This is a genomic window from Acinetobacter sp. TSRC1-2, from assembly GCF_049895885.1.
Classification (GTDB): Bacteria; Pseudomonadota; Gammaproteobacteria; order Pseudomonadales; family Moraxellaceae; genus Acinetobacter.
In genome coordinates this window covers 25,887-40,369 of the sequence record NZ_JAFCTF010000003.1, presented here as the reverse complement: position 1 = coordinate 40,369, position 14,483 = coordinate 25,887, and the positions used below count along the sequence as shown (strand labels likewise).

At 39.4% G+C, this 14,483-nt stretch carries 17 protein-coding genes and 1 pseudogene; 10 read left to right on the top strand and 8 right to left on the bottom strand.

Features of this window, described 5'->3' with window-relative positions:
* The first annotated feature begins 94 nt into the window (after positions 1–94).
* Positions 95–448, top strand: a complete 354-nt coding sequence (locus ACP69Y_RS04900; protein WP_425916664.1) for a YnfA family protein — start codon at positions 95–97, stop codon at positions 446–448.
* A 25-nt stretch (positions 449–473) separates the two neighbouring features.
* On the opposite strand, the gene ACP69Y_RS04895 is transcribed toward ACP69Y_RS04900, so the two are convergent.
* The 3 genes from ACP69Y_RS04895 to ACP69Y_RS04885 all read right to left on the bottom strand — a co-directional run bounded on the left by ACP69Y_RS04895 (position 474) and on the right by ACP69Y_RS04885 (position 2,727).
* Positions 474–944 carry a hypothetical protein gene (locus ACP69Y_RS04895; RefSeq protein ID WP_425916662.1) on the bottom strand — a complete coding sequence of 157 codons (471 nt, stop codon included), beginning with the start codon at positions 942–944 and terminating at the stop codon, positions 474–476.
* A 99-nt stretch (positions 945–1,043) separates the two neighbouring features.
* The gene (gene argF / locus ACP69Y_RS04890; RefSeq protein ID WP_425916660.1) at positions 1,044–1,964 is read right to left on the bottom strand and encodes an ornithine carbamoyltransferase; all 921 of its coding nucleotides are present in this window, start codon (positions 1,962–1,964) and stop codon (positions 1,044–1,046) included.
* Between the two features lie 112 nt (positions 1,965–2,076).
* The gene (locus ACP69Y_RS04885; protein WP_425916658.1) at positions 2,077–2,727 is read right to left on the bottom strand and encodes a TetR/AcrR family transcriptional regulator; all 651 of its coding nucleotides are present in this window, start codon (positions 2,725–2,727) and stop codon (positions 2,077–2,079) included.
* A gap of 248 nt (positions 2,728–2,975) precedes the next feature.
* Between ACP69Y_RS04885 and prpB the strand changes: the two genes are divergently transcribed.
* Positions 2,976–3,851: a methylisocitrate lyase gene (gene prpB, locus ACP69Y_RS04880; protein ID WP_425916656.1), complete on the top strand. Its 876-nt coding sequence runs from the start codon at positions 2,976–2,978 to the stop codon at positions 3,849–3,851.
* 24 nt (positions 3,852–3,875) lie between these two features.
* Positions 3,876–5,012, top strand: a complete 1,137-nt coding sequence (gene prpC, locus ACP69Y_RS04875; protein WP_425916654.1) for a bifunctional 2-methylcitrate synthase/citrate synthase — start codon at positions 3,876–3,878, stop codon at positions 5,010–5,012.
* A gap of 51 nt (positions 5,013–5,063) precedes the next feature.
* On the opposite strand, the gene ACP69Y_RS04870 is transcribed toward prpC, so the two are convergent.
* The 3 genes and pseudogenes from ACP69Y_RS04870 to ACP69Y_RS04860 all read right to left on the bottom strand — a co-directional run bounded on the left by ACP69Y_RS04870 (position 5,064) and on the right by ACP69Y_RS04860 (position 6,871).
* Positions 5,064–5,687: an aminotransferase gene (locus ACP69Y_RS04870; RefSeq protein WP_425916652.1), complete on the bottom strand. Its 624-nt coding sequence runs from the start codon at positions 5,685–5,687 to the stop codon at positions 5,064–5,066.
* A 2-nt stretch (positions 5,688–5,689) separates the two neighbouring features.
* Positions 5,690–6,166, bottom strand: a pseudogene (locus ACP69Y_RS04865) (CinA family protein).
* 264 nt (positions 6,167–6,430) lie between these two features.
* Positions 6,431–6,871 carry an internalin gene (locus ACP69Y_RS04860; protein ID WP_425916650.1) on the bottom strand — a complete coding sequence of 147 codons (441 nt, stop codon included), beginning with the start codon at positions 6,869–6,871 and terminating at the stop codon, positions 6,431–6,433.
* 226 nt (positions 6,872–7,097) lie between these two features.
* On the opposite strand from ACP69Y_RS04860, the gene ACP69Y_RS04855 reads away from it, so the two are divergent.
* The 7 genes from ACP69Y_RS04855 to ACP69Y_RS04825 all read left to right on the top strand — a co-directional run bounded on the left by ACP69Y_RS04855 (position 7,098) and on the right by ACP69Y_RS04825 (position 14,013).
* Entirely contained in the window at positions 7,098–8,738 is a 1,641-nt protein-coding gene (locus ACP69Y_RS04855; RefSeq protein WP_425916648.1) for a CTP synthase, read from the top strand.
* Between the two features lie 35 nt (positions 8,739–8,773).
* Positions 8,774–9,631 (top strand): 3-deoxy-8-phosphooctulonate synthase, encoded by an 858-nt coding sequence (gene kdsA / locus ACP69Y_RS04850; RefSeq protein ID WP_171537914.1) that lies wholly within the window; start codon positions 8,774–8,776, stop codon positions 9,629–9,631.
* A gap of 45 nt (positions 9,632–9,676) precedes the next feature.
* The gene (eno, locus tag ACP69Y_RS04845) at positions 9,677–10,966 is read left to right on the top strand and encodes a phosphopyruvate hydratase (protein WP_425916646.1); all 1,290 of its coding nucleotides are present in this window, start codon (positions 9,677–9,679) and stop codon (positions 10,964–10,966) included.
* A 16-nt stretch (positions 10,967–10,982) separates the two neighbouring features.
* Positions 10,983–11,378: a septum formation initiator family protein gene (locus tag ACP69Y_RS04840; RefSeq protein ID WP_425916644.1), complete on the top strand. Its 396-nt coding sequence runs from the start codon at positions 10,983–10,985 to the stop codon at positions 11,376–11,378.
* Positions 11,338–12,060 carry a 2-C-methyl-D-erythritol 4-phosphate cytidylyltransferase gene (ispD, locus tag ACP69Y_RS04835; protein ID WP_425916642.1) on the top strand — a complete coding sequence of 241 codons (723 nt, stop codon included), beginning with the start codon at positions 11,338–11,340 and terminating at the stop codon, positions 12,058–12,060. Before ACP69Y_RS04840 ends, ispD begins: the two co-directional genes overlap by 41 nt.
* An 82-nt stretch (positions 12,061–12,142) precedes the next feature.
* The gene (gene rodA, locus ACP69Y_RS04830) at positions 12,143–13,279 is read left to right on the top strand and encodes a rod shape-determining protein RodA (protein ID WP_425916640.1); all 1,137 of its coding nucleotides are present in this window, start codon (positions 12,143–12,145) and stop codon (positions 13,277–13,279) included.
* Between the two features lie 74 nt (positions 13,280–13,353).
* Positions 13,354–14,013, top strand: coding sequence for a DUF6988 family protein (locus tag ACP69Y_RS04825; protein ID WP_425916638.1), 660 nt, complete (start codon positions 13,354–13,356; stop codon positions 14,011–14,013).
* Between the two features lie 46 nt (positions 14,014–14,059).
* On the opposite strand, the gene ACP69Y_RS04820 is transcribed toward ACP69Y_RS04825, so the two are convergent.
* Both ACP69Y_RS04820 and cydX read right to left on the bottom strand, forming a co-directional pair.
* A complete protein-coding gene (locus tag ACP69Y_RS04820; protein WP_425916636.1) occupies positions 14,060–14,356 on the bottom strand; it encodes a cyd operon YbgE family protein in 297 nt (98 codons plus the stop codon).
* A 3-nt stretch (positions 14,357–14,359) separates the two neighbouring features.
* Positions 14,360–14,461, bottom strand: coding sequence for a cytochrome bd-I oxidase subunit CydX (gene cydX / locus ACP69Y_RS04815; protein WP_002120988.1), 102 nt, complete (start codon positions 14,459–14,461; stop codon positions 14,360–14,362).
* Between the last annotated feature and the right edge of the window lie 22 nt (positions 14,462–14,483).

The following is a 14,483-nucleotide window of genomic DNA, read 5'->3' as shown; positions in this document are numbered from 1 at the left end:
ATAACCCGTGTTCGCACGGGTTATTTTTTTATTGTAACTTTATTTCCGTCTTTTTCTAAAACAAAGAAAAGATATCAGGTAACTTAAAAAATTTATGGATATTCAAATTGCCAAGGTGATGACTACTTTTTGCCTTTTTTTTGTCACAGCAATCGCAGAAATTTTGGGGTGTTATTTTCCGTATTTAATTTTAAATCAAGGAAAATCCCATTGGTTGTGGCTTCCAACAGCCATAAGCTTGGCTGTATTTGTGTGGTTACTGACATTGCATCCGGCAGCTTCGGGGCGAATTTACGCAGCATATGGCGGAATTTATATTTTTACTGCTTTAATGTGGCTACGCTATGTTGATCAAGTGATTTTAACGCGTTGGGATATGTTGGGTGGATTAGTAGTGATATTGGGTGCGATGATTATTATTTTACAACCGCAAGGTTTGATACGTTAGAGGGCTAACGCATCAAATGAGCAGGTTAAAACTGACACTCGGTGTTTTTAATTTTCATTTTATAATTTTTATCATCTGAACTGAGCTTGATTGCGACATGGTAAGGATTTATACGTTGGAATTCGTGCTCAAAGAATAAATGACAATTTTGAATTAAATTTTGTTTAATCAGGTATTTTACTTCTTTATCCCCAATATCTTCAGCAAACTGAGTAAAGTCTGGTGTAGTGATGATGCCTTGAAGATCAATATGATCGGCATATAAACGTAATTGTTCAATCACCGTGTTTTGATCAACTTGATAGGGCATGGTGCGTGAATCTTCATCGCTCATCACATCTAAAATTTCATTCAGTGCTTTAGTGTTTTTAATTTTATAAGTTTGATCGAGGATTTTCTTTTTAAGCAAATATTGGTCAAGTTCTGTGGCTTTGGCCTGTGCGATGTTGGCTAGAAGCAAACTGCTGAGGCATAAAACGATTATTTTTAAAGACATGGTTATAATCACTTATAAGATTTATGGATTTATTATAGTCATTTGAGTGTAAAAAAAGCACCCGAAGGTGCTTAATTATTTTAAGATTTTTCTAATCAATTAGTCTTTTTTTAAATTTTCATTCAGTAAAAATTCAACCAAAGCTTTTTGAGCATGTAAACGGTTTTCTGCTTCATCCCAAACCACAGCATTTTTATGGTCCAGCATATTTTCAGAAATTTCTTCACCACGGTGAGCAGGCAAGCAGTGCATGAACAAGCAATCTGGATGCGCTAAATCCATGAGTTTTTCATTGACCTGAAAATCGGCAAATGCTTTTTCACGAATTTTTTGCTCTTCTTCTTGGCCCATGCTGGCCCAAACGTCAGTCACGATCAAGTCGGCATTCACAGCAGCATCTTCAGCGGAATCAACAAGTTCTACACAGTGAGCAAATTCAGACAAGAATCTCTCGTGTGGCTCATAACCTTTAGGTGCGGCAACTTTTAATTTAAAGCCCCACATATGTGCTGCTTCAATATAAGAGTTACACATATTGTTGCCATCACCAATCCATGCAACTGTTTTGCCTTCAATAGAACCACGGTGTTCTAAATAAGTTTGCATGTCGGCAAGCAACTGGCAAGGGTGATGATCGTCAGTCAAGGCATTGATGATAGGTACTTTTGAATAAGAAGCAAAGCGTTCTACGATGTCATGACCAAAAGTACGGATCATAATAATATCAAGCATGCTTGAAATCACACGTGCAGAATCTTCAATCGGCTCGCCACGACCTAGTTGAGTATCGCGAGAAGAGAGGAAAATTGCACTGCCACCGAATTGACTCATACCTGCTTCGAACGAAACACGTGTGCGGGTACTCGATTTTTCAAAAATCATGCCCATAACTTTACCGACGAAAGGTTGGAACACCTCATTGCTATGTTGCTTGCGTTTAAGTTCAATCGCACGCTGCAGAATTTGGTTAAGTTCTAAAGTCGATAAATCGCGTAAGGTCAGAAAGTGACGTAGAGCCATGGTTACTCCACAATAATTGCTGAATAGAAAACAAAACAACAATTAGTTGTTGGTTGGTTAAGTAAAAAGGGAATCGATTAATATACTATAAGCAGGTGAAATTGCAAAAAAACTAGACTTTTTGATGGCCTTCCAAGAATCGATCAACACAATAATTGATGTATTTGATCGTTTCCTGATCATTTTCCTGAATTGGAATACCCATTAAAATGCGCCATTCTAAATTTCGTAAAATACCAAAATAGAATTGGGCAGAATAAATAGGGTGATCACATTTTAATAGACCATTGTTATGCGCCTTTTCTAAAGCACAAGCAATAGCATTTTGAATATGTTTTGGACCTTGTTCATGAATATATACAGCAAGCTCTGAATTATGTTGGGTGCGTTCTAGGACTAAACGCATAAATGCTGCATTTTCTGGTTGTAATAAATGATTATGAAAATTAAACAGCGTATTAATCAGGTAGGATCTTAAATTATCTTTATCTTGTTCAAAGGGTAGACAAATGTCTTTAAAAAATTGTTCACGGCGATAATCACAAATGGCCGTGAATAGACCTTCTTTATTGCCAAAAAATTTATAAATGGATGCTTTGGAGCCACCCGCATGATTAACAATATCATCTAAAGACACAGCATCATAACCACGTTCTAGAAATAGCTCATTTGCGCTAAGCAAAAGTGCCAGGCATCGTTCATGACCACGTTTGGTTTGTGGTACGTCACGAGCCAGGGGTTCTAATTGAGCGAGTTCTTGCATATGGTCTATAACGTCAATAATCAAAGAAATGAAATCATTTGCAATGATAGCAAAAATATGTACACATTTTCTTAAAATAACAGTTTTGTCTTATTTGCTCACAATTATGAAGAATCGAAATAACACTATAGCCTTGGTGAATATTTGACTAAAGTTTTAGAGTATAAGTTCTAAATAGTCATAGATATGAAGGTGTTTATGGCTATACTCGAAATTCAATAAGTAAACTGAAAACTGTGGAAAGGAATATGACACAACAAATATCTGCAGGCTTAAGATTTAGACAAGCACTGGAAGTGGAAAAGCCATTACAAATTATCGGCACAGTCAACGCCTACGCAGCCATGATGGCGAAAGAGGTGGGTTATAAGGCCATTTATGTATCTGGTGCAGGTGTTGCCAATTATTCTTATGGTTTACCTGACCTGGGTATGACCAGTTTAGACAATGTTCTTGAAGATGTGCGTCGTATTACTGAACGTGTAGATACGCCATTGTTGGTGGATATTGATACCGGTTGGGGCGGGGCATTTAATATTGCTCGTACTGTTAAACAAATGATTGCTGCAGGGGCTGCCGCAGTTCATATTGAAGATCAGGTTGCGCAAAAACGTTGTGGTCACCGTCCGAATAAGGAAATCGTGACCCAACAGGAAATGGTCGACCGTATTAAAGCTGCTGTAGATGCAAAAACCGATTCAAACTTTGTAGTAATGGCACGTACCGATGCGTTGCAGAAAGAGGGTTTGCAGGCGGTCATTGACCGTGCTTGTGCCTGTGTCGAAGCAGGGGCAGATGCGATTTTTGCTGAAGCAATGACTGATATCACCATGTACCGCACTGTGTGTGATGCTGTAGGTGTGCCTGTTTTAGCGAATATTACCGAATTTGGTGATACACCTTATTACACCGTAGATGAATTGGGTGAACAAGGGGTCAGCATGGTGCTTTATCCACTTTCTGCTACGCGTGCAATGCAAAAAGCAGCCTTGGAAGTGATGCGCTCTATTCGTGAAAATGGTACGCAAGTCAACGTATTAGATAGCATGCAACAACGTAAAGAACTTTATCAATTCCTTGATTATCATACCTTTGAAAACACCTTGGATAAATTGTTTAAATAAATAATTCAAAATGGAGAATTAAAAATGGCTGAAGGAAAAGTACTGACAGGCGCGGGATTGCGCGGACAAGTGGCAGGTAAAACAGCGTTATCGACTGTAGGTAAGAGCGGCGCGGGCTTAACCTATCGTGGTTATGATGTGCAAGACTTGGCCGAAAACTGCCAGTTTGAAGAAGTAGCTTATCTGATTTTCTTTGGTGAATTGCCAACTGCAGAACAGCTTGCAGCTTATAAAGCCAAATTGAAATCACTTCGCCATTTGCCGCAGGCATTGAAAGAAGTTCTGGAACGTATTCCTGCGGATTCGCATCCGATGGATGTGATGCGTACTGGTGTTTCTATGCTCGGTAATCTGGAAACAGAACAATCTTTCGAGATACAGCAAGATGTTGCAGATCGTATTTTGGCGACTTTACCTGCAATCATCTGCTACTGGTATCGTTTTAGCCATGATGGTGTGCGTATTGAAGAAAATACCGATGACGATTCAATCGGTGCGCAATTCCTGCATTTACTTCGTGGTGAAAAACCAAATGAATTGCATGAGCAGGTGATGAATGTATCGCTGATTCTGTATGCAGAGCATGAATTTAACGCTTCAACCTTTACTGCGCGTGTCTGTGCCTCAACCCTGTCTGATATGCATTCATGTATTACTGGTGCAATTGGTTCACTACGTGGTCCATTGCACGGCGGTGCCAATGAAGCTGCGATGGAAATGATTGAAAACTGGACCTCGCCTGAGGAAGCAGAACGTGAAATGCTCGGCAAGCTTGAGCGTAAAGAAAAGATCATGGGCTTTGGTCATGCAATCTACAAAGATAATGACCCACGTAATGGCATCATCAAAATCTGGGCTAAGCGTTTAGCGAAAGATGTCGGTGATACAGTACTTTATCCAGTATCAGTACGCTGTGAAGAAGTGATGTGGCGTGAGAAGAAATTATTCTGTAACGCGGATTTCTTCCATGCATCTGCGTATCATTTTATGGATATTGCAACCAAACTATTTACGCCAATCTTTGTGATGAGCCGTGTAACAGGTTGGGCAGCGCATGTAATGGAACAGCGTGCGGACAACCGTATTATTCGCCCAAGTGCGGATTATACCGGTCCGGAATTACGTAAAGTGGTTCCGCTTGCAGATCGTACAGCAGCGTAAATTATAAAAGTTGTTATAAAGCCTCTTCGGAGGCTTTATTTTTTTAGGTATTTATTTTTTAAGTGTGAGTAAGACAGGATCTTCAATGGTATAGCCCGTTTCAAAAGGAATCCCTAAGTACTTAATCGCTACAACCATTTTATTATGTTGCGGAATTTTGAATGCTTGTGAAATATTTAAGTTGGGTTTATAGGCCACAGCTTTCTGCTGCAGGCTGCTTAATTGCGGAGTGGTTACTTTATAACGATACTGATATTCGGTAATCAAATCATCAAATCCAGAATTTACAGATTTTTGTACGCGCGTTTTTTTCACGATTTGAATTTTAGTAAAGGCCTTATTTACAGCAATTAAGGGAGTCAATCTTTTTTTAATTTTAAAAATATCTTGATCAAACCGCGTGCTGTCCTGATCATAATCAATCTTCTTGGTTTTAGGATTGATATAAAGAGAATTCACCTGGATGAGTTTTTCAGGCTGCTTGTTGTTTTTTAATTGATAATAGTAGAGTTGTGGCAAACGACCACGACCATCTTGATAGTGTTTCAGTAGATAGACTTTTTGGTCTTTGGCATCATAACCCAGAAATTCTACATTGTGAGGTCCTCCCACAGTTGCAAAACTGGTGCAGGGAAGTAGTATTAAACCGAATATAAAGGTTTTGAATTTTAACATAACTAAACTCCCTCAATGAGTTTGATAATTTCAGTTGCAATATGCTGGGTTAAGGCGGAGAGCCTGTGTAAAAGCGTTCCATCAATAAAATAATGAAAGTTGTGTGTTTCATTTAAATATAAAATTGAGGTGAAAAATGTACCTTCAGGTTTTGTTTTTGTTACGCTACCACCAGGTTTAAGTAGGCCGGTACAAGCAACCACAATATCTGCTTGAGTAAATAGTTTTTTTCCATGGATTGCCATGGCCGCTGTGACTTCGGCTGATGCTGCCGTGTACTATTCAATGAGTGCAGGATTAATCTTGAGGAGGTCGACCTTAATAGAAGGATCATAACTGACCAGTCCACCCGGTAAGATATTTGCACCACTGTTTTTACAAATAGAAAATTAACTGGAAAGGTAGCCAGAGCTGGCACTTTCAATAAAAGCAATCTTTAACTGATGTTGTTCGAGTAGGTCGCAACATTTTTTTAACATTATTGAAAACCCTAAAAGTTATCTCTATTTTGACTTAAACCTCACTTAGCGCTCGGGTGGATGGCAGTGAAGTAGGGAATATTAATTTTTAAATGTTCTAGTTAGTTTTTTCATTTGAAAGGATATCGTGATTTTTATTTTTAGCAGAATTAAATTTTTTAGATAAAATTAAATTGGTACTTTGAGTTATCAAATATAGATGAATTATTTAATAAAAAACCCAGTGGAATGACTGGGTTTTTGCATTTTAAGCTAAAATTTAACTTAATTTTCGAGCGCAGGTGTTGCAGCAGCAATTGCGGCCGCGACAGCATCATCTTCAGACTGACTAGCTGAACTTGATTTTGATGGTGTTGCTTGAGCCGGTTTTTCTTCCGCTTTAGGGGCTTCAGCCTTTGGTGCCGCAGCTTTAGGCGCTTCAGCCTTTGGTGCTTCGGTAGCAGCTGGTTGAGTTACTTCACGACGAATGACCGTGGTTGTATTCTCGGTTTCCTGACGTTCGATTTCGACCTGTGCAGGAGTTTCAGTTTGTGTGTTTTCAGCTGAATCTAATGGTTGTAACTGAACAGGTTCATTTACTTGTTCAGTTGGTTGAGTGGTCTCAACTTTTTCTTGTTCATCTTCCTTCGGTGCTTCCTTTTTTACACACGCCGTTAATAATAGAGCTGCTGCAATAGCGCCACAAATCAAAAAATTTTTATTCATAATTGCACAAAACAAAGCATTAATAGGATGTAACCATTATAACAGCAAATACCAAGATGAAAATCCTATAAAGTCCCTCTAATTTTTTATCGGAAATGCTGATAGAATAACCAATTGTTTATTGTTCTTTGAATTGATGCGGAATGACTTTGCTTTATAGGTACAGAGTAAAGTAAAATTGCGCAACATTGCAGGCCGCTTTAGGCTCGATTGTACGAGAAACCCAATGACCCATTTTATTTTCGTGACTGGTGGTGTAGTTTCATCACTAGGTAAAGGTATTTCAGCTGCTTCAGTTGCTGCACTTTTAGAAGCCCGTGGTTTAAAAGTAACCATGGTCAAAATGGATCCATATATTAATGTCGATCCGGGGACAATGAGTCCTTTCCAACATGGTGAAGTTTTTGTCACAGAGGATGGTGCTGAAACTGACCTAGATTTGGGTTATTACGAACGTTTCTTGCGTCGTGCGAAAATGACCAAACTGAATAACTTCACTTCAGGTCGTGTTTATCAAGACGTACTCAATAAAGAACGTCGTGGTGACTACCTTGGGGGTACTGTTCAGGTTATTCCACATATTACGGATAATATTAAAGAACGTGTTCTTCGCGCAGGTGAAGGGTATGACGTAGCAATCGTTGAAATTGGCGGCACAGTAGGTGACATTGAATCTCTCCCATTCATGGAATCTGTTCGTCAGTTAATGGTTGAGCTCGGTCATAACCGTACTATGCTGATGCATTTAACATTATTGCCATATATTAAATCTGCTGCTGAACTCAAAACCAAACCAACGCAGCACTCTGTAAAAGAGCTCTTGTCGATTGGTATTCAGCCAGACATTTTGATCTGCCGTACAGAATATGATGTTGATGCAGACACGACACGTAAAATTGCGTTGTTCACTAACGTTCAGGCGCGTGCGGTGGTTGTTTGTAAAGATGCGCGTTCAATTTATCAAATTCCACGCACTTTCTATGAACAAGACGTTGATGATTTAATTTGTGAACGTTTTGGTTATAACGATCTTCCAGAAGCTGATCTTTCAGATTGGGATAATGTAGTTGAAGCATTATTTAATCCTGAATACACAGTTCGTGTAGCCATGGTCGGTAAATACGTTGAACTTCCAGATGCATATAAATCTGTAAATGAAGCACTTTTACATGCTGGGGTTAAAAACCGCGTTAAAGTTCAAATTGATTATATCAATGCTGAAGAACTCGAAAGCCAAGATGTGAACGAAGTATTGAAAGATGCTGATGCAATCCTGGTTCCTGGGGGTTTCGGTGAGCGTGGTACTGAAGGCAAAATGAAAGCGATTCAATTTGCCCGCGAAAATAAAGTGCCATTCTTGGGTATTTGCCTAGGTATGCAACTTGCGGTAATTGAATATGCACGTAATGTTGCCGGTATTACTGATGCAACATCTACCGAGTTTAATCGTTCAACTAAATCACCACTGATTGGTTTAATTACTGAATGGTTAGATGAGCGCGGTGAAGTTCAACAACGTAGTGTTGAATCTGATCTGGGTGGAACGATGCGTCTGGGTGCCCAAAAATCAGAATTGGTTGAAGGGACTAAAACTCGTGAAGTGTATGGTAGTGCGGATATTATTGAACGTCACCGTCACCGTTACGAAATGAACAACCGTTATATTCCTGTGCTTGAAGAAAAGGGCATGAAAATTTCAGGTTATTCACCAGTACAACATTTGGTAGAAACTGTTGAAATTCCTCAACATCCTTGGTTTATTGCTGTACAATTCCACCCGGAATTTACAAGTTCTCCACGTGATGGACATCCATTATTTGCTAGCTTTATTGACGCTGCTAAAAAACAGTATCAAAAAACCAAATAATGTTGCTCTAGGAATAAACTAGGAAAGTTTAAATAATGTCGCAATTAAAACCACAAGAAATTGTACGTTTAGGCGATATACAAATGGCAAACCACTTGCCATTTGTATTATTCGGCGGAATGAATGTACTTGAATCTAAAGATTTAGCTTTTGAAATTGCTGAAACTTATGTTGATATCTGCACACGTCTAGATATCCCGTATGTATTTAAAGCAAGTTTCGATAAAGCCAATCGCTCTAGCTTGAACTCTTTTCGTGGCCCCGGTCTGGAAAAAGGTCTTGAGTGGTTAGCGGACATTAAAAAACATTTCAATGTACCCATCATTACGGATGTACATGAGCCTTACCAAGCTGCCCCTGTTGCTGAAGTGGCTGATATTATTCAGCTTCCGGCATTTTTAAGTCGCCAGACTGACCTTGTTGAAGCCATGGCAAAAACTGATGCCATCATCAACATCAAAAAAGCACAATTCCTTGCTCCACATGAAATGCGCCATATTTTGCATAAATGTTTAGAAGCAGGAAACGACAAACTGATTATTTGTGAACGCGGTTCAGCATTTGGTTACAACAATTTGGTTGTAGATATGCTGGGCTTCGACATCATGAAAGAAATGGATGTCCCTGTGTTCTTTGATGTCACGCATGCGCTTCAAACTCCAGGTGGTCGTGCGGATTCTGCAGGTGGACGCCGTGCGCAAATTACCACGCTTGCGCGTGCAGGTATGGCAACCGGTTTGGCAGGTTTATTCCTGGAAGCACATCCAGATCCAGAACATGCAAAATGTGACGGTCCATGCGCGCTCCGCATGTCGCAGCTTGAGCCGTTCTTGGCGCAATTAAAAGAATTGGATACTTTGGTTAAAGGATTCAAAAAGTTAGATACTCATTGATGCTTGAAAAGGCATCTAGTTATTCAATCAACTGAGGAATTGTTCATGAGTCAAATCGTTGACATTCGTGCACGTGAAATTTTGGACTCTCGTGGTAACCCAACCATCGAAGCAGACGTAATATTAGAATCTGGCGTAGTTGGCCGTGCATGTGCACCATCTGGTGCTTCAACTGGTTCTCGTGAAGCTTTAGAACTTCGTGACGGTGATAAATCACGTTACTTAGGTAAAGGTGTTCGCACTGCTGTTAATAATGTAAATACGTTAATTCGTGATGCTTTAGTTGGTAAATCAGTATTCGAACAAAAAGACATCGACAATACGATGATCGCATTGGACGGTACTGAAAATAAAGAAAAATTAGGTGCAAACGCAACTTTAGCGGTATCTTTGGCTGCTGCGCGTGCTGCCGCTGATGAAAAGAAAATTCCTCTTTTTCAATACATCGCAGATTTACGTGGTCAAACGATTTTAACGATGCCTGTACCAATGATGAACATCATCAATGGTGGTTCACATGCAGACAACAACGTTGATATTCAAGAATTCATGATTGAGCCTGTTGGCTTCACTTCATTTTCTGAAGCGCTTCGTGCCGGTGCTGAAATCTTCCATTCTTTAAAGTCAGTATTAAATAAAAAAGGTTTGAATACTGCTGTTGGCGATGAAGGTGGTTTTGCACCAAACCTTCGTTCTAACGAAGAAGCAATTACTGTTATTCTTGAAGCGATTGGTCAAACTGGCTACAAAGCAGGTTATGACATTATGCTTGCGCTGGACTGTGCATCTTCAGAATTCTACAAAAATGGTCAATACATTCTTGCAGGCGAAGGCAACAAAGCGTTCACCAGCAACCAGTTCTCTGACTATTTGGCTGGTCTCGTTAAGCAATACCCAATTATCTCAATTGAAGATGGTTTGGACGAGTCGGATTGGGAAGGTTGGTCTTACCTGACTTCTATTCTTGGCGACAAAATCCAGTTGGTTGGTGATGACCTGTTCGTAACGAATCCTAAGATTTTACAACGTGGTATTAATGAGAAAGTCGGTAACTCGATCCTCATCAAATATAACCAAATCGGTACTTTGACTGAAACTTTAGATGCAATCTATCTTGCTAAAGCAAATGGTTACTCTACCGTGATTTCACACCGTTCAGGTGAAACTGAAGATTCAACCATTGCTGATCTTGCAGTCGGTACAGCAGCGGGTCAAATCAAGACCGGTTCACTTTGTCGTTCTGACCGTGTTGCGAAATATAACCAATTGCTTCGTATTGAAGAATTGACTAATGCTGCATATCGCGGTAAAGCTGAATTCAAAGGTTTGAACTAAGCGACTAATGCGATTTATGTTAAGTATATTTAACTCCATAGCGAGTAAAGTATTATTGGGCCTTGCGATCATTTTGATCGCAGGGTTTCAGTACTTATTCTGGTTTGGCGAAGGTGGTTACCATGACCATCAAAAATTAGCCCAAAAAATTCAACAACAAACAGAAATAAATACGGAATTAAAAGAACGTAATCGTGTGTTGGCTGCTGAAGTCTATGATTTGAAAAATGGTATTGAAGCCATTGAAGAGCATGCACGTTTAGATCTGGGTTTGATCAAGCCACGTGAAACTTTTGTGCAAATGAGTACGATTGGTACACATTATAAACCCATTTATATTGATCCAAATGCCAAAGTTGATGTAAGAACAAATGAAGATGGTTCGGGAGCTTCAACAGCAAATGCACCATAAAGTTTGGGCGGTTATTCCTGCTGCAGGTTCTGGAAGTCGTTTTTCTAAAACTGAAATTAAACAGTATCAAATGATTCAAGGTCAAACGGTATTGGAACATACAGTGAGCCGTTTGAATGATTTGCCGTTGTCGGGGTATGTGCTAGCGATCAGTGAAGACGACTCAGTTGCAAAAACATTAAATTTGACTCAGCCAGATAAAGCTCATTTTTGTCTGGGCGGGGCAGAACGGGTTAATTCTGTTCTGAATGCTTTGACCTATTTAAGCCAGATTGCTTCATCTGACGATTTGGTCTTTGTACATGATGCTGCACGTCCTTGCGTCAGCTTAAATTGCTTGAATCGTTTAGTGAATACTGCCATACAGGAAAACTGTAGCGCAATTCTAGCTATTCCCGTCCGTGATACTTTAAAATTTGTTGAACAAGAACATAATATTGCTAAAACCGTGAGCCGTGATTATTTATGGCAAGCACAGACTCCGCAAATTTCAAGACTCGGCATATTGAAGAGTGCGATTGAACAAGCATTGCGGAATGGGGTAAATATTACGGATGAAGCCAGCGCATTGGAATATGTAGGCGAAACCGTGAAAGTGGTACAGAGTCGATCAGATAATATTAAAATTACCTATGCTGATGATTTAGAATTGGCCAAATTGATTTTATCCTCGCAAAAATAAAATAAAAGATGGCTTCAGATGTATTATCTCTACAGCTTTAAATTTATACTCTGGCATCACATTTAAACACTCAATATTTCAAATGATACCATCATCTCAGTATCGTTTTTTACGTCACTCTTTACGTGATGGTAGAAGCATAAAACATGATTCATCCAGATGGGCTAGATTACATTTAGATCCATGGCTACTTTGTTTTCTTTTATTGAATTCAATCCTGGGATTGATGGTGGTATATAGCGCAACTATGCAAGATAGCAGTATGGTGATCCGCCAAGCCACAAGTTTTGGCGTTGGCTTTATTATCATGTTTCTGTGTGCGCAAGTTCCTCCAAAAGTATATCAGGCGGCAAGCCCGTATTTTTATATACTCGGCATTGTGCTGTTGGTACTGGTGCTGATTATTGGTGATACGCGTTTAGGGGCGAAGCGTTGGCTGACTATTCCAGGCATTGGCAGTATGCAGCCCAGTGAAATTATGAAATTTGCCATGCCATTAATGATGGCTTGGTTTTTTTCTCGTCGTGCTTTTCCACCCACATTCATGCAGATTGTGATTGGACTGATGTTAATGATGTTTCCTTTTGTGTTAGTGGCCTTACAACCCGACCTGAATATTGGACTCATTATTCCCGGTGTTTTTGCCTTATTTCTTTGCGGGATGTCGTGGCGTCTAATTCTAGGTGCATTGACGGCACTGGCGGTAGCAGCACCTCTTATCTGGATGTTCCTGCTCCAGACCTATCAGAAAAAACGTGTATTGACTCTTTTTGATCCAGAGTCAGATGCATTGGGAGCAGGCTGGAATATTATCCAGTCGAAAATTGCCATCGGTTCAGGTGGCTTAACCGGGAAAGGGTATTTGACCGGAACGCAGTCGCATCTGGGGTACTTACCTGAACACCATACTGACTTTATTATGTCAGCCTATGCTGAAGAATATGGCTTTATTGGGGTGTTTTTATTATTCAGTCTTTTTGCCGCGATTATTATCCGTTGCTTGATGATTGGCTTGAATAGCTTCCATAATTTTGGTCGCTTATTTGCCGGAACGATTGGATTGACCTTCTTTTTCTTTGTATTTTTAAACTCGGGAATGGCGAGCGGAATTTTGCCTGTCACAGGAGATCCTTTGCCGCTGATGAGTTATGGTGGTTCGGCGGTTATCTCCTTGTTGGCGAGTATGGGTATTGTAATGTCGATTCATACCCATCGATGAATATTTAAAAGCTGGATTGATTCCAGCTTTTTTATACCTTAAGTTTAGTGGTTAAATAAAAATGGAACGTAAATTTGACTAACATTTTTCGTGATTCTGACGCCATGTTGGATGAGTTAAATGCTGAACTTAACAATTCAATATTTTTGGATAGTGGATTGAGGCTTGATTTAGCATATGAATGCTGTGATTTATCAATTGTACATGGCGTAGCTATTTTACAATTATTAAAAACAAACCAAGATAGATCTGCCCTCGCATTATTTCGAATTCAGTTTGAATCTGTTGTAAGAGCTTATTGGTTGTTGATGGTTGCCTCTAATTTGGAAATTCAGAAATTTGAAATCCAGAGTGCAGATGAATTACTCCAAAATGTCAAACTTCCTACAGCTGCCGAAATGATTGTAAAATTAGAGAATGTTATAGAAATAAATCATATTGTTGAAATGTTTAAAGAATTCAAGTTTTATTCACTTAAACATTTACACTCAATTGTGCATTCGGGCAGAAACTCACTTATTCAAAAAAGAATAGGTTTAGCTGATAGTCAGCGTTTAGTGATTGTGAAGCAGGTTAATGGCTTTATTCTGATAGCAGCACAAATACTATTACGACATGCAGGTAAAGAAAAATGGATTCATAGTTTGCATGTTAAATACCGAGACTGTTTTTTAATGCAGGAAGATATTTCTGTTGAAGATAAACAACGAATTGATGCGATGTATAACAGATAAAAATGAAAAAGCCCTCAATTGAGGGCTTTTTTACTTCGAGATTATATTAGGTGAGAAACCAGGTGTCATAACCCCAGATCATCAGTGGCCATGCGATATATGGGCTAAACAGCCATTTCCACAGCCAGAACTTCGGCAGAAATCCTACTCCGTAAATAAATCCACCTGAAATGCCGATCATGATCATCATTAATGCACTATGGTTATAGTGACCATTGGCATCTAGCATAAGGGCAGGGTGAATCAATAGCACTGTAGCGAGCGGCAATGCCATCAAAAATGAAATGGCCATTACGAACTTATTTGGCTTGCTTTCTTCTGCTGTCATTGCGATTTCTGTCATGGTTTATTCCTCATCTAAGTCTTGATGATGTTCGATATAAAGGGCACTTAATACGCCTGCAAAGCACGCCATTAAAATCCCGAGAATCCAAGCAAAATACCACATATTGAATAACTCCTAGTTTTCC